At 42.2% G+C, this 15,710-nt stretch carries 15 protein-coding genes; 7 read left to right on the forward strand and 8 right to left on the reverse strand.

The features are described from left to right. Positions 1–56 precede the first annotated feature (56 nt). Both plsY and ACFS5N_RS15870 read left to right on the forward strand, forming a co-directional pair. Positions 57–701, forward strand: coding sequence for a glycerol-3-phosphate 1-O-acyltransferase PlsY (gene plsY, locus ACFS5N_RS15865; RefSeq protein ID WP_377187706.1), 645 nt, complete (start codon positions 57–59; stop codon positions 699–701). A 57-nt stretch (positions 702–758) separates the two neighbouring features. Continuing rightward, positions 759–1,562, forward strand: coding sequence for a M48 family metallopeptidase (locus ACFS5N_RS15870; RefSeq protein WP_377187710.1), 804 nt, complete (start codon positions 759–761; stop codon positions 1,560–1,562). A 291-nt stretch (positions 1,563–1,853) separates the two neighbouring features. Here ACFS5N_RS15870 and ACFS5N_RS15875 read toward each other — a convergent pair whose 3' ends face one another. The 4 genes from ACFS5N_RS15875 to ACFS5N_RS15890 all read right to left on the reverse strand — a co-directional run bounded on the left by ACFS5N_RS15875 (position 1,854) and on the right by ACFS5N_RS15890 (position 7,282). Beyond that, positions 1,854–3,122, reverse strand: a complete 1,269-nt coding sequence (locus ACFS5N_RS15875; RefSeq protein ID WP_377187713.1) for an anthranilate synthase component I family protein — start codon at positions 3,120–3,122, stop codon at positions 1,854–1,856. Between the two features lie 50 nt (positions 3,123–3,172). Then, entirely contained in the window at positions 3,173–4,450 is a 1,278-nt protein-coding gene (locus tag ACFS5N_RS15880; RefSeq protein ID WP_377187715.1) for an adenylosuccinate synthase, read from the reverse strand. Between the two features lie 36 nt (positions 4,451–4,486). Then, the gene (locus ACFS5N_RS15885) at positions 4,487–4,954 is read right to left on the reverse strand and encodes a Fur family transcriptional regulator (protein ID WP_377187718.1); all 468 of its coding nucleotides are present in this window, start codon (positions 4,952–4,954) and stop codon (positions 4,487–4,489) included. Between the two features lie 108 nt (positions 4,955–5,062). Then, positions 5,063–7,282 carry a RelA/SpoT family protein gene (locus tag ACFS5N_RS15890; RefSeq protein ID WP_377187721.1) on the reverse strand — a complete coding sequence of 740 codons (2,220 nt, stop codon included), beginning with the start codon at positions 7,280–7,282 and terminating at the stop codon, positions 5,063–5,065. A 106-nt stretch (positions 7,283–7,388) separates the two neighbouring features. On the opposite strand from ACFS5N_RS15890, the gene ACFS5N_RS15895 reads away from it, so the two are divergent. Genes ACFS5N_RS15895 through bshB1 form a run of 3 tightly spaced genes read left to right on the forward strand, consistent with a single transcriptional unit; the run spans position 7,389 to position 9,255 of the window. Continuing rightward, complete coding sequence (locus tag ACFS5N_RS15895) at positions 7,389–8,012, forward strand: DUF4294 domain-containing protein (RefSeq protein WP_377187724.1); 624 nt, start codon at positions 7,389–7,391, stop codon at positions 8,010–8,012. A gap of 2 nt (positions 8,013–8,014) precedes the next feature. Next, positions 8,015–8,515, forward strand: coding sequence for a glutathione peroxidase (locus ACFS5N_RS15900; protein WP_377187727.1), 501 nt, complete (start codon positions 8,015–8,017; stop codon positions 8,513–8,515). Positions 8,516–8,532: 17 nt separating this feature from the next. Continuing rightward, the gene (bshB1, locus tag ACFS5N_RS15905) at positions 8,533–9,255 is read left to right on the forward strand and encodes a bacillithiol biosynthesis deacetylase BshB1 (protein WP_377187730.1); all 723 of its coding nucleotides are present in this window, start codon (positions 8,533–8,535) and stop codon (positions 9,253–9,255) included. A gap of 124 nt (positions 9,256–9,379) precedes the next feature. Here bshB1 and ACFS5N_RS15910 read toward each other — a convergent pair whose 3' ends face one another. From ACFS5N_RS15910 to ACFS5N_RS15925, 4 genes are all read right to left on the reverse strand, one after another. Then, positions 9,380–9,826 carry a hypothetical protein gene (locus tag ACFS5N_RS15910; RefSeq protein ID WP_377187733.1) on the reverse strand — a complete coding sequence of 149 codons (447 nt, stop codon included), beginning with the start codon at positions 9,824–9,826 and terminating at the stop codon, positions 9,380–9,382. Between the two features lie 214 nt (positions 9,827–10,040). After that, positions 10,041–11,375 (reverse strand): L-lysine 6-transaminase, encoded by a 1,335-nt coding sequence (lat, locus tag ACFS5N_RS15915; protein WP_377187736.1) that lies wholly within the window; start codon positions 11,373–11,375, stop codon positions 10,041–10,043. 193 nt (positions 11,376–11,568) lie between these two features. Beyond that, positions 11,569–12,462, reverse strand: a complete 894-nt coding sequence (locus ACFS5N_RS15920) for a 1-aminocyclopropane-1-carboxylate deaminase/D-cysteine desulfhydrase (protein ID WP_377187739.1) — start codon at positions 12,460–12,462, stop codon at positions 11,569–11,571. 9 nt (positions 12,463–12,471) lie between these two features. Then, positions 12,472–13,542: a DUF6588 family protein gene (locus ACFS5N_RS15925; RefSeq protein ID WP_377187741.1), complete on the reverse strand. Its 1,071-nt coding sequence runs from the start codon at positions 13,540–13,542 to the stop codon at positions 12,472–12,474. Between the two features lie 130 nt (positions 13,543–13,672). On the opposite strand from ACFS5N_RS15925, the gene ACFS5N_RS15930 reads away from it, so the two are divergent. Both ACFS5N_RS15930 and ACFS5N_RS15935 read left to right on the forward strand, forming a co-directional pair. Continuing rightward, positions 13,673–14,728, forward strand: a complete 1,056-nt coding sequence (locus tag ACFS5N_RS15930; protein ID WP_377187744.1) for an RluA family pseudouridine synthase — start codon at positions 13,673–13,675, stop codon at positions 14,726–14,728. 6 nt (positions 14,729–14,734) lie between these two features. Then, on the forward strand, positions 14,735–15,571 hold the full coding sequence (locus ACFS5N_RS15935) for an aminotransferase class IV (RefSeq protein ID WP_377187747.1): 837 nt from the start codon (positions 14,735–14,737) through the stop codon (positions 15,569–15,571). The last annotated feature ends 139 nt before the right edge of the window (positions 15,572–15,710 follow it).

Here is a 15,710-nt window from a genome sequence, read left to right on the forward strand (position 1 = left end):
CGCTAAGTATGAATAAACTTGTTAGTACGCTCATCAATTTTTAATATTGCGTTGATATGATAACCCCTTATTCAATTTCAGCGCTTATACTTGCTTACTTATTTGGCTCTATCCCTACGGCAGTTTGGATAGGTATGGCGTTTTATGGGATTGACGTACGCGAATACGGCAGCGGCAACGCAGGGGCTACTAATACATTCAGGGTGCTGGGTAAAAAAGCCGGCATACCCGTAATGTTGCTCGATATTTTAAAAGGATTTACTGCGACTAACCTGGCTTATTTTATTGGCGTTACTACTACGGGTGGCGTACACTCAACTTCATATACCAATTATGCCTTAGCGCTGGGCATCGCAGCAGTAATGGGACATTTGTTCCCAATCTTCGCAGGTTTTAGAGGGGGTAAGGGCATAGCGACGCTATTGGGTATGGTTCTGGCCATACATTTGCACGCAGCACTACTTTGTGTGGTTGTATTTATTATTGTATTATTAATTTTCAGATATGTATCCTTAGGTTCGATTTTGGCCGGTTTTACATATTTAATTGGCGTAACCTTCATCTTTCCAAGCAACCGTTCGGTAGTAATATATGGTATGTGTATGTTCCTGCTTATTTTGGTTACCCACCAAAAAAACATAGAGCGTTTAATTCGCGGTACCGAAAGTAAAGTGAACCTCTTCAAAAAGAAGCAAGCTTAAACATTTCGGTCTTATTTATGTTATGTTCAATAATAGTATTAACCTAACTAAACTATTATGAAAACCGCAAAACCACTATTATTATTCGTATTATTTTTTTCAGTTATATATTCATGCGCTACTGTACCCTTAACCGGCCGCAAGCAGTTGAGCTTGGTTGGCGACAGCCAAATTAATCAAGCAGCGGCAGCAAGTTACTCGCAATTGTTGTCTGACCCTAAAACTAAAGTTATTGCCAGCGGCACGGATGCACAACGTGTTAAAAGAATAGGTGGACAACTATCAGCAGCTATTGAGCGTTATCTGCAACAAAACGGCTACGCCAGTCAATATCAATTTAAATGGGAGTTTAATTTGATTCAAAGCAGCGAGATAAATGCCTGGTGCATGCCGGGTGGCAAAGTTGCGGTTTACAGCGGTATATTACCGGTAACCCAAAATGATGCCGGTTTAGCAACTGTAATGGGTCACGAGATAGGTCATGCCATAGCCCGCCACGCGGCCGAGCGAATGTCGCAGCAATTGGCAGCACAGGCCGGCGGAGCAGCGGTAGGTGCTGCTATCGGCGGACAATCGCAAACTACCCAAGCGATAGTTAACCAGGCTTATGGTATTGGCGGACAATTAGCTTTACTAAAATATTCCAGAGATCAGGAGTCAGAAGCCGACCGCTTAGGCTTAACTTTTATGGCCATGGCCGGGTATGATCCACATGAGGCTATCGCCTTTTGGAAACGCATGCAAGCCCAAAATAAAGGCGGCGCGCAGCCTGAGTTTTTAAGTACCCACCCGGCAGACGCTACCCGGATTGCCGCCATTGAGCAGTTGATACCTGAAGCGATGAAATACTACAAAAGGTAAGCTTCGCACAACCCTGTTTTTTTAAAGGCACAATGGCATAAATTAATAATGATCAACTATGAGGTTGATCAAGATGTGCTTTTGCCTTATTAACCCGTAGATACTGAAATTGATTTATGGCAAGGCAAAGCCCCGGTAAGTATGGTTGGCTTTATGTTTAACAATACCTCAGTTTGGGTATAAAGTAGCCTTTCCATATTAATTTTGAAAAGGTCAATCTCCGGTTTTACCTACGATATTCTGATGGGGCGATTTGGAAGCGCGGAACCGATATCAACCTGCGCAAGGGTTCTAAGCTAAAGATTGCCCCAAAACCTGTAAAATGGCCTTTGCCTTAAGCAGGCATTCGTCATATTCACGTTCTGCGTCGGCGTGGTAGGTAATAGCGCTTCCGGTAGTGAATGAGAGGTACTTGTTACTGCGGTTGTATAGCAACGTGCGTATCACTACATTAAAATCAAAATCATTATTGGGGCTAAAGTAGCCTATTGCACCTGAGTAGATACCGCGTTTACTTCGCTCATACTTATCCATCAGTTGCATCGAACGTATTTTGGGCGCCCCTGTCATGCTACCCATCGGAAAAGTATTGCGGATGGCTTCGACGGGGCTGATATCATCACTTAATTCGCAAACCACCGTCGATATCATTTGATGTACCTGTTTAAATGTGTAAACGCCAAATAGCTCTTCAGTTTTTACAGTGCCGGGTTTTGCCGAATGCGTCAGGTCATTCCGTACCAAATCAACAATCATGACATTTTCCTGTAGCTCTTTGGTATGGTTGCGCAATTGCGCTTTAATAGCTTCGTCTTCTTCGGCTGTCTCGCCGCGTTTAGCCGTACCTTTAATAGGTTGCGATATCAGCTTGTTGCCACGTTTTGCCAGAAAACGCTCGGGTGAGGCGCAGAGAATGTAATTATCCATCCACTTATAAAAGGTGCCAAAAGGGGTGGGGGATATTCGGTTAAGCTGTAAAAACGTAGCCACGGGATCTATGTTGGCGTCACTGGCAAAAAATTCCTGGCAGAAATTGGTTACATAAATATCGCCGCGGCTAATGTGGTCTTTGATTTGGTTAACCGTGGTTACATAATCAGCTTTGCTAAAACGGGCTTGCAAGTTGAGTGTTCGCGGCTCATAGTCTGTTAAAACCTCGGCATTTATATCATCTAACACAGCTTGTGCGTCATCAGCAATAATTTCAACTAAGCCGTTGTTTAAAATGATAATATTTTTTGGTGCAAAGAAAAACAGATCAGGAAAGTTAAGCTGGTCCGGGTTTTCAGATGATAGCAGTTCAACTTCGTTTTTCAGGTCGTAGCTCAAAAAGCCGGTCAGCCATTCGGGATATTTTGTTCTGAAGGTTTCCAGTTCGGCAAAAGCACAGCCCGTATGCGCAGTAATGCTATCATGAATGCCGGCTGTGATCAGCGTATCAAACTTCGAATAAGGGTCGTTAAAGTTGTTGGAATCCAGATAACTACACGCATCAAACCTTGCCGCCCATTTCAGGGCTTTTTGCTTGAATAAGTTGAGGTCAGTTATTTGCAGAATCACAAGGTAAATTTAAGTAAAAAAGAAAAGTCCCGGCGGGCCGGGACTTTTTATTAATGCAGTGTTAAAGTCTGTTTCCTATCCGGACCTACCGACAACCATTTGATCGGTACGCCAAGCTCCTGCTCCAGGTAGTCGATATATGACTGTAGTTTAGCGGGAATCTGAGAGGTTTCGGTAATACCGGTCAAATCTTCGTTCCAGCCGTCAATTTCTTTCAGTACGGGCACAGCATCAACTGAAACGAGGTCGTATGGCATATAGTCAATAGTTTCGCCTAAATAAGTATAGTGTGTGCAAGCGTAGATTTTATCAAATCCACTTAAAACATCAGCCTTTGTCATTACCATTTGGGTAACCCCGTTCAGCATAATAGCATATTTTAACGCAGGTAGATCGATCCAGCCTGTACGGCGTGGGCGACCGGTAGTAGCACCAAACTCGTGACCTATTTTGCGCAGTTCTTCGCCGGTTTCGTCGTTCAACTCGGTAGGGAAGGGGCCGCCACCAACGCGGGTACAATATGCTTTAAAAATACCTATCACATCGCCTATGGTCGATGGGGCAATACCCAAACCGGTACAAGCGCCTGCGGTGGTAGTATTTGACGAAGTAACAAATGGGTATGAACCAAAGTCTATATCCAGCATGGTGCCTTGTGCACCTTCGGCTAATATTTTTTTGCCTTTTTTCAGGTAGTCATTTACAAAATGTTCAGAATCAACCAGCTTGAATTTGCTGATTAGTTCAATGGCTTCAAAGAAAGCTGCCTCGCGTTCGCTGAAATCGGCAACTTCACCATATAGCTGGTGCAGCATTGATACGTGCTTTTCAACCAGTTTTTTATAGCGATCTTTAAAGTCAGGTAAAGTGATGTCGCCCACACGTAAACCGTTCCTGCCGGTTTTGTCCATATAAGTTGGGCCTATACCTTTAAGTGTCGAACCAATTTTGCCTTCGCCCATTTTCTTTTCGTTAGCAGCGTCAAGCAATTGGTGAGTAGGTAAAATAAGATGTGCTTTTTTAGCGATGAGTAAGTTGCCTTTAGCCAACAGGTCATGGCCGGCATCTTTTAACTTGTCAATTTCACGTTTAAGTGTTATTGGGTCAATCACAACACCGTTACCAATCAGGTTTACGGTATTGTCAAAAAATATTCCCGAAGGGATGGTATTTAATACGAACTTTTTGCCGTCAAACTCCAAAGTATGACCTGCATTGGGGCCGCCCTGGAAACGTGCAATCAGGTCATAACCTGCGCTTAGTACGTCAACAATTTTTCCTTTTCCTTCGTCGCCCCACTGGAGGCCTAATAATACGTCAACAGCCATTATATTTTTGAAATATTTACTAACAAGGGGGCGAATTTATACTTTTCTATCGCAAAAACCCTCTTTTAGTTTTTCACAATTACCATAAAGATTCAACGAGTGGTGCTTGATGTCGAATTTTAACAGCCCACCCATCATACTTTGAATCTGCTGGATACGCGGATCGCAGAACTCAACCACCTTGCCACAGTCAAGGCAGATAATGTGGTCGTGCTGCTTATAACCGTAAGATTTCTCGAATTGGGCCATGTTTTTACCAAATTGGTGTTTGGTCACCAAATCGCATGATACCAGTAGTTCAAGCGTGTTATAAACAGTAGCACGGCTAACGCGATACTTTTTATTTTTCATGTGGATATACAATGATTCCACATCAAAATGGTCATTACGTGAATATATTTCTTCCAGAATGGCAAAGCGTTCAGGGGTTTTACGTAACGCCTTATTTTCAAGGTAAGCCTCGAAAATCTTTTTTACCATATCTATAGTTTCCTGTTGGGACATAGTATTTTATTGAAGTATCAAAAGTAATGTTTTTAGTTGATTTTGTTGATAGAGTTTATTGAGTTATGACAAACCAATCACCTAATCAACCAGTCACTGATCAACCCGTCAGGACGCTTTTTCTATCGCATCGAAGCGGGTAACTGCAGTTACACCGTTTACTGTTTTAAGTTTTTTGATCAGGTTATCCAAATGTTGTGTGTCATTTACATACACCATGATTGACCCCTCAAAAATACCATTATCGCTATCTACGGTAATTGAACGCATGTTAACTTTAAAGTCGTTTGATATAACTGTGGTTAGCCGGTTAATCAAGCCAACATCATCAATACCTGTAATACGCAATCCGGTAAGGAAAGCCAGTTCCTGCTGGTTGGTCCAACGGGCTTTAACCACCCGGTAACCGTAGTTGGCCATTAACTTAGCCGCGTTAGGGCAGTTGGTACGATGTATCTTGATGCCGTCGTTTACGGTAATAAAACCAAAAACGTCATCGCCCGGAATAGGGTTACAGCAATTTGCCAGTTTATAGTCAATCTTCTGCATATCCTCGCCAATCAGCAATATATCGCTGTCCTTAGCTTTGATATTGCGCAGCAGACCCTGTAGTTGCTCGTTATCAATGCGATCCTGAGGTTTGTTTTCAACTGCCTTTTCAGATAGTTGGTACTCCTTAAGATCTTTCATGTCGATCAAGCCCTTAGCAACATTAAAGAAAAGGTCTTGTGTAGATTGCAGCTTGAAGAAATAACTGATCTTGTGAAGGTTTTCTGAATTGTAAGTGATCTTCAGGGCTTTCAGTTTACGCTCCAGGATTTCTTTACCATCCTCAGCAATCTTACGTTTTTCTTCTTTTAGCGCAGATTTAATTTTGGACTTGGCCTTTGCGGTAACCACAAAGTTTAACCAATCTTCTTTTGGTATCTGTTTGCTTGAAGTAATCACTTCAACCTGGTCGCCGTTTTGCAGCTTGTAACTCAAAGGCACCAGTTTATGATTTACTTTGGCGCCTATACAACTGGCCCCAACGTCGGTATGTATCTCAAAAGCAAAGTCAAGCGCGGTAGCATTCAAGGGCAACTGGATCAAGGCGCCTTTCGGCGTAAAAATGAATATCTCGTCAGAGAATAAATTCATTTTAAAATCATCCAGAAACTCCAGTGCGTTTGAGTCTGGGTTTTTCAACATATCCCGCACCTTTTGTACCCATTGGTCGAGGCCGCTGTCGGTTGACGATTCTTTATATTTCCAGTGTGCTGCGAAACCCTTTTCGGCAATCTCATTCATGCGTTTGGTGCGTATCTGCACCTCAACCCATTGGCCGCGCGGCCCCATAACTGTAGTGTGCAGCGATTCGTAACCATTTGCCTTTGGCGATGAGATCCAGTCGCGCAGACGGTCGGGGTTAGGGCGATAAAGATCAGTAACTATAGAGTAAGCTTTCCAGCAGTCGGCTTTTTCATTTTCCGGTGGGCTATCCAATATGACACGGATAGCGAAAAGATCATACACCTCTTCAAACGGAACCGACTTTTTCTTCATCTTGTTCCAGATTGAGTGTATAGATTTTGGCCTGCCAAATACGTCGGCATCTAAACCCTGATTTAATAACACTTTTTTAACCGGCTCAATAAAATCGCGGATAAACTTCTCGCGTTCGGCCTTTTTTTCGTTCAGTTTATTTTTGATGAACTGGTAAGTTTCCCGCTCCATGTATTTCATAGACAGGTCTTCCATTTCAGATTTTATAGCATATAAACCTAAACGGTGAGCCAACGGTGCGTACAGGTAAACGGTTTCAGACGATATTTTAAGCTGTTTGTCACGCGGCATTGACTCCAGCGTACGCATATTATGCAGCCGGTCGGCAAGTTTGATTAATATTACCCTAACGTCATCGGCCAGGGTAAGCAGCATTTTTCTAAAATTTTCGGCTTGTAAAGAGCTATTCGTATCAAATACGCCAGATATTTTAGTCAATCCGTCAATAATTTTGGCAACTTTTTTGCCAAACTCCTGTTCAATTTCGTCCAGCGTTACGTCGGTGTCCTCAACAACATCATGCAGTAAAGCGCATACAATTGAAGTAGTGCCTAAACCAATCTCTTCTGCAGCTATCTGCGCAACGGCAATTGGATGGTATATATAGGGCTCGCCGCTTTTGCGCCGCATATCTTTGTGGCTCTCTAAAGCCATATCAAAAGCCTTGCGTATCATGCGTTTATCGCCCTTTTGCAGGGTCGATTTAGATGCACGCAGCAGCGCCCGGTATCGTTTCAATATCTCGGTCTTCTCAGCTTCCAGATCAATTACTAATTCTTTCATTTACAAGGTTGTGTTAGCTATATCATAAACACGCAATAAATTATTAAATTGCGTGTTATTATGACATGCCAAAAAAAATTGCATTAATTTTGCACTAGGTAAATTTATGAAATTATTCGGGCTTTTAGTAGTGTTTTGCTGCCTGATGGGTAAAGTTAACGCCCAATCTGCGCATCCTCCTTACCCTGTTATTGGCAAAAATGATACCATAAAAACCTATTTGACTTTGCTTGATGGCGAAATGGTGCCATGGGTGGTTACCAACGAGGTGGTGATACGTGCAGGCCGCATTTTTAAAACCGATGCCGACCGTAAAGCTTTTAACCTGTTGCGCTATAACGTAAGCAAAGTTATTCCTTATGCCCATTTTGCCGGCGACAGGTATCGTAAATTGCAGCGCGACCTGGCCCTTACAGGCGACAAGGACAAACAGAAACAACTTATAGAAACCTGTAATCATGAAATTAAAGACATGTTTAACCGGGATATTAAAAACCTGACAATTAGTCAGGGCGAGATTCTGATTAAACTGATTAACCGGGAAACAGATGTGACTACTTATGCTGTGGTAAAAGAACTGAAGGGAACCATTACTGCGTTTTCCATGCAAATGCTGGCCGGCCTGTTTGGCCATAACTTAAAGGAAACCTACGATCGCGAAGAACAACGGGATATAGAAACGATATTGCAGGAATATAATTACGATTCTTACAAGTCTCCGTATCAATAATAATGAGCGATAAGACCATCTATACATTTAAAGCCCATCAGATATCGGGCGATGAATTCAGCTTGTCAGACTATAAAAATAAGGTGTTGATGATTGTTAATACCGCGTCTGAATGTGGTTTTACGCCGCAATTAAAAGATTTGGCGGCCCTGAAAAACGAATTTATTGGGCAGGATTTTGAAATACTGGCTTTCCCCTCAAACGATTTTGGAGGGCAGGAACCGTTGCAAGGTGATGCTATAGCCACGTTTTGCGAAAACTACGGATCCAACTTTCCGGTTTTTGATAAGATAACCGTAAAAGGTGCTCAGGCGCACCCGCTTTATAAATTCTTTGCCGATAAAAAACTAAATGGCCGGCTAAGCTCAAAACCGCGTTGGAACTTTCATAAATTCCTGATTAACCGGAAGGGCGAAGTGGTAGATTTTTATTTGCCATTTACCAAACCTACGTCGCCGAAAATTAAAACGAAAATAAGCCAATTGTTGGCAGACGATCAATAAACATCTTACAAAAAAACATGCTTAAATTAGATATACTGGTTTTAGCCGTCCATCCTGACGATGCCGAGCTGGGCTGCTCAGGAACCATTTTGAAACATATTGCCTTAGGTAAAAAGGTAGGTATAGTTGACTTAACCCGGGGTGAATTAGGTACCCGCGGTTCGGCCGAACAACGTGATAGGGAAGCAGCGACTGCCGCAGATATATTGGGCTTGGCTGTACGTGAAAATCTGGCTATTCCTGACGGTTTTTTCGAGAATACCAGGCAATACCAGTTAAAGGTGATTGAAGCTATACGTAAGTTTCAGCCAGAGATCATTATTACCAACGCTTATTATGATCGTCATCCTGATCATGGCCGTGCTTGCCAATTGGTTTCAGATGCAGCTTTCTTGTCCGGGCTTCGGAAAATCGAAACATCGTTAGAAGGCGGGCAACAAGAGCCATGGCGCGCAAACTTGCTGTTACATTTCATTCAGGACATGTACATACAGCCCGATATTGTAATTGATATCACCGAGTATTGGGACAAAAAACTGGAAAGTATTTTCGCGTATCAATCGCAATTTCACAACCCTGAGTGGGAACAGGAGCCGCAAACCTACATATCATCGCCTGAGTTTATAGCCGTAGTTGAGGGCCGAGCGCGCGAGTTTGGAAAAGCCATCCATGTTAAATATGCAGAGGGGTTTACTTCACGCAAAATTTTAGGCGTAGATAGTTTGTTTGATTTGCGTTGATGATTAAAGATAAAAAGTTGTCATTCTGAGCGTAGCGAAGAATCTTATCAAAGCGGGTATCTAACTAAGCACATAAGATTCTTCGCTACGCTCAGAATGACAAATGGTTATTAATGTTATCTGGTTAAACTGCTACGTATTCGAAACGATTATTCTCGTTATTGCGCTGGCGTTTAAGTTTATTTTCTTTAGCTAATTTTAGCAGGATGCCTGAAAGTTCAGAGGTCTTAAATTCTGAATCAAAATGCTCTTTGCAGTAATTGGCAATAGCTGATATAGAATGTGGTGTAGCGAAGAAATCGGTAGTAAGCAACTGGTTTAATATTTTTGTTGCTCCTGGCTTTTTGCGGCCAATAACGGCGCTATAGGCTCCTTGTTCTGTGCCGTTTTTTATTTTGTTTGATTTTCTGTTTAAAAATTCCAGCCCCTCAGCATCTCCTCTCTCAAACTCAATCATCGCATCTAAAAGCTTATCAACAATTTTTACTTGTACAGCTTCTGATTTGAACGCATTTACAACTTCTGATATTTCTATCAATTGTTTTTTTAGTTTTTCAATGGGTTTGCTCATGATATATTATAGGTATGGTTAATATATTATTTCCGGTGAAAGGCTAACAGAACGACACAAAGGGGGGATATTATTCTGTTAAAGGAAATAATGATAATAGATGTTAACGCAAACATACGATTATAGTATAGTTTACCTAAAATAATTGCTTAATACGTTAAAAAAATATCGTGATGTAGCGAAAACGTTACATTGTGGCTTTTAATAATATTACTCAGGATAGTTTTTTAATGATATCGCTCAGGATATTTAAGCCATCATCAATATTGTTTTTTTCAATGATGAGCGCCGGCCTGAAGCGGATAGTGCTGCGTCCGCATCCCAGGAACATCACATTTTTTTCCATCCCTTTCTGTATGAACCTATCGCGGATTTCTTTTTCTGCAAAATCAAACGACGACAGCAAGCCCTTGCCGCGCACGCCGCTTATAATTGTGTGCTCATTAGCTATTGCTGTGAGTTGTTGTTGAAGATATTGCCCAGTATCGGCGGCTTTATTGCAAAGTTTATCTTCTTCAATTATCTCCAGTATTTTGGTCGCCCTTACCATATCTACCAAACTACCGCCCCAGGTGGAGTTAATGCGCGATGATACATTAAACACATTGTGCTCAACTTCATCTATACGCTTGCTGGCCAGTATGCCGCACACTTGCATTTTTTTACCAAAAGCAATAATATCCGGGCGGGCGTTTTCTCCAAAATGATCGTGGCACCAAAACTTGCCTGACAAGCCTACGCCGGTCTGTACTTCATCATAGATCAATAACGCTTCATGCTCATCGGCCAGAACGCGAAGCTGTTCCATAAACTCTTTACGGGCATGATTGTCGCCGCCTTCAGCTTGTACAGGTTCAATAATGATGGCGCAAATGTCGTCTTTGTTGTCTGAAAATGCTTGTTTAATCTGGGCGATTGATTTTTTCTCTCTGTCTATCAAATCGGCAAGGGTCTCTTCTGTTTGCGGGAATTTAATCGCAGGAAACGAAACCCTCGGCCAGTTAAACTTGGCGTACCATTTAGTTTTTACGGGCAGCGTATTGGTGAGGCTCAATGTATAGCCCGAGCGGCCGTGGAAAGCGTTTTCAAAATGCAGAACTTTTAAGCCCTTTTCTTCGGTATAGCCTTTTGCAAAGTTTTTCTGCACCTTCCAGTCCATCGCCGTCTTGAGTGCGTTTTCGATGGCTAAAGTTCCCCCTGAAATAAAAAAAGCGTGCGGCAAGTAATCAGGGATGCCTATGCGCTCAAACGTTTTTACAAACTCTGCATATTGCTCCGTATAGATATCTGAGTTTGACGGATTGGTCAACGCCGCCAACATCAGGTTTTTCTTAAATGCTTCATCATTCAGCATTTTGGGATGGTTGTAGCCAAGTGGCACAGATGCAAAGCAGGTAAAAAAGTCAAGCAGGGTGCGTTTGTTTTTTGAATCGTAAATATGTACGCCCTGGCTTTTTTCCATGTCAAAGGTAAGATCAAAGCCATCGGCTAGAACATGTTTGTTTAGTGAGCTAATAACATTTTCAGGAGCAACAGATAAGTTATACATCGGAATACGCTTTTAACAAATTTACCAAAAATGCCCCTAAAATGGGAAATAAAGCAGTTTTTGAACCGATTTGATAGAAACAACGTTTAAATTGTTTAAACATTGTTTTTATACCAATGCCGCGATCGGTATGTATTAACAGAATGTAAATTTGTGATTGATCTGATAGAATTCTGCTTTTGATGCGTCTTCTTTACGCTAAAAATTTATCCTTCATTCCTAATAATCCAAATAAGCCACCGGTATGAATAGCCAGGATTTTATCGCCGGGTTTAAAATAGTTTTTGGTAACCAGGTCATACAGGGCATAGAACATCTTGCCGGTATAAACCGGCTCGATCAAAATTCCGGTATCAGCCACAAATTGTTTTATAAAACTGATTAGCTCGGGCTTGGTTTTGCCATATCCGCCAAAGTGATATTCGGTGTGAAGTTGATAAGCAGCGGGAGTGAGTAGCAGTTTATTTATTTCATCGCCAATAAAGCCGCCATTTTTTAAAACCGGGATGACGTGGCAAACGGTATCTAAATGTTTTTGGGTAATGCCGCTAATAATGCCGGCTGCCGTTGCGCCGGTGCCGGCAGCGCAAAAAATGTGATTGTAGGTTTGAGGCAACTCGGCAACCAGTTCGCTACAGCCTCTTACAGCTTCGGCTGATGCTCCGCCTTCATTAATAAAGTAAGCTTGCTCATCGTCGCCAAAATAGCGGTTAAACAGGCCTTGCTTGTCACGATAGCTTTCGCGATCTACAAATATCAAATTCATTCCGTGCAGGCGGCATATAAACAAAGTGTCATTATCAACATCTTCGCCACGGACGAAGCCCGTCGCCTTGAACCCAAATTTTGCGGCTGCTGCGGCCGTCGCCAATAAATGATTAGAAAAAGCACCACCGAAAGTCACCAGATGCTTTTTTTGCTGAAGGCGGGCTTCATGAAGCAAGTATTTTAGTTTACGCCATTTATTACCCGAAATAATCGGATGGATCAGGTCGTCTCGTTTGGTATAAACAAACAAATCCCGCTCATCAAACAACTTATTTTTGATTTGATGAACGGGACTAAATATTTCCAGATCGATAGTCAATACCGATTATTAAAGGCCAAAGCCTATACCTGCGTTAAATGAATTATAGCTGGTGCTGCTTACTCCATATGAGGCATAAACTTTAAAGAATGCCAGGCTTAACTGAAAACCCAGATCAGCACGTGTGCCACTTAAGCCTGCATATGAGCCGCTAATTGAAATTGGGTCAGCGTATGATGTGTAAGTAGGTTTACCTGTCAAAGTGGCGCCGGTTACAAACGGATAGTTGCCTTTAAGCGTTACATCTGTATTGCTTTTTTGATAACCCACAGATACAAATGGGGTAAAGAACATTAATTTCTTTGAGAATATCAATGATGCGTTGATACCATTAAAATGACCTTCCAACCTTTGGTTGCTAAAGTCTGTACTGCCGCTAACGGTCGATCCGTTGTCAGGCTGTACATCTAATGATTTTGTATAATTCAAACGGGTGTAGCCAAAAGCAATGGCCAGGTCAAATGGATACTCTTTGCCCTTTATCGCAAAGTCCTGTATGATATCATGCTTTAAACCAAATCCAAACATCCCTACTTTACCTACATCATCGGTTATTTTAACTGTAGGGATAAAGCGTACAGAAAGATCAGTGTGTTTGATCAAACCTACTGTCAATTGTATTTGCGGAGCAGGTACATATTGGGTAACACCTTTAGGCAACGTGGTTGAGTACTTTGCCAACGGGTTGTTTGGGTCAGTATATGTAATACCTGTACTCATGTTTTTATCGCCACCAAAAGTTGGAGCGATAGTTTGATTTGGATCTGTCGGCTTGATGTTAGCCAAACCCAATGAATTGATATCAAAAGTTTTATCTTTTGTCGGGATCATTGACGCTGTCGCACTTATCCTCAAAGAAAAGCCTAAGAAGTGCTGCGTTTTAGCGGTATTGGTCCAGCCGCCGTTTAAGCTGTTACCAAATCCTTTGAAAAGCGATACGCTATAAGCGTTTACCAATTTGTTTACGTCGCTTGGGCCGCCTTTAAATAACGATGAAATCCCATCGTCCGATTGAGCCTGCGCATTGAAAGACAGCGCAGTTACACATGCAAGAGTGATTAGAGAGTAGAGTTTTTTCATATAGTTTGTTATGTTAGGTTTAACGCCACTAAAGTTAGTATATATTTCTTAATAATCAATATTACAGCCCTTTAGTGATATCGCAGCCAGGACTTTTAATTAAATAGAAAGCTGTATTTTTGTCCAAGATATGATAAATGAAACCGATGTCCTTGAACAAGAGGAACAGGATCTGTACGAGCACCTGCGCGTAGTGGTTGACAAAGGACAATCGCTTTTGCGTATTGATAAGTTTTTGATGCATCGTATTGAAAACGCTTCACGCAGCCGTATCCAAAATGCTATTGACGCTGGCAACGTGCTGGTTAATGAAAAAGTAATCAAAGCCAGTTATAAAGTTAAGCCGCAGGATATCATTTCCATCGTTTTGCCGCACCCGCCGCGCGACACGGAGGTTTATCCTGAAAACCTGCCTATAAATATTGTTTATGAAGATGATGATGTACTGGTGGTTAACAAAGATGCCGGCATGGTTGTGCACCCCGGATATAATAATTACACTGGGACGCTGGTAAATGCCCTTGTATATCATTTTCAACAGCTGCCCACGCTGCCGGGTAACGATGGCCGGCCGGGTTTGGTGCACCGTATTGACAAGGATACTTCGGGTTTGTTATTGATCAGTAAGAACGAGCGGTCCATGACCTATCTGGCACGCCAGTTTTTTGATCACAGCATCACCCGTAAGTATATTGCTTTGGTTTGGGGCGATTTGGCGGAGGACGGTACCGTGACCGGCTATATAGGCCGTAGTGTTAACGACCGCCGTGTTATGTCTATTTATGACGACGAGGAAAAAGGTAAATGGTCTGTAACCCATTATAAAGTTTTGGAGCGATTGAATTATGTTACGCTGATTGAATGTCAGTTAGAGACAGGCCGTACGCACCAGATACGTGCGCATATGAAGCATATAGGGCACCCGCTGTTTAGTGATGCTACTTACGGTGGTGACAAAATTTTGAAGGGCGCTGTTTACAGTAAATACAAACAATTTGTCGAAAATTGTTTTGAGTTGATGCCGCGTCAGGCACTCCATGCACAAACGTTGGGATTTGTGCATCCATCCACCAAAAAATATATGTTTTTTGAAGCGCCTATGCCACAGGATTTTGAAGCCGTGCTTCAAAAATGGCGAAAATATATTGGTGCTAATGCCACACAAAATGGTGAAATTAGCGATTAATTGACCATGGCGCTTCTGTACATCAATTTTAACGGAGAAATAGTTCCTTCGGAGAGTAAATTACTACCGGTGGCAAATCGGTCATTTAAATACGGCGACGGCCTGTTTGAGAGCATGCGCATGCTTAAAGGTGAGCTCAAATTCGCCGAACAGCACGCCGACCGGCTGCAACGTGGCATGAAAGCCCTTAAAATGGACGGCTATTCGCAAATGGATGCTTATTTTCTGAAAGAGAAAGCCGAGCAACTTGCTATTCGCAATAAAGCTAAACATGGCCGGTTGCGTTTAACTGTTTACCGTGATTCTGGTGGATTTTACGCTCCTGCGCAAAACAAGGCGGGTTATTGCCTGGAATTTATCCCGGCAGACGAGCCACGTTATTTTTTGAACGAAAAAGGTTTAATTGCAGATGTATTCACCGAACTGCCCAAGCCCATTAATTATTTGTCGAACATCAAAACCTGTAACTCGCTTACCTATGTAATGGCGGGCCTATATAAAATGCAAAACAATCTCGACGAGGTTTTTCTGGTAAATCAGAATGGTTTTTTATGTGAGGCCAGTAGCTCCAATGTTTTTGTGTGGTACCAGGATCATTTGTATACTCCGGCTTTAAGCGAGGGTTGTGTAGAAGGTGTAATGCGTCAAGTGATCATTGATATCGCCAGGAAAAATAATATCGGGATAACCGAAGCTCAGATCAACCCTGAAATTTTGTACGAAGCCGATGAGGTTTTTCTAACCAATGCCAGCAAAGGTATTCAAGGGGTTATGGGATATGGCATTCGGCGGTACTTTAATAAAATAAGCAAGCAACTGATGGATGAGCTGAATAAACTCTGATCGACTTATATTAGCCTGTTGTTCTGATTACCTCCCTGTCATTCTGAGCGATAGCGAAGAATCTTATGTGTCTGGCTAACATATTCTCATAAATCTAATTAAAAAAAATGTCATTTTGACCAAAGGGGGAAATCCATAC

Origin of the sequence: Mucilaginibacter ximonensis, assembly GCF_042686265.1 — a bacterium.
Lineage (GTDB): Bacteria > Bacteroidota > Bacteroidia > Sphingobacteriales > Sphingobacteriaceae > Mucilaginibacter > Mucilaginibacter ximonensis.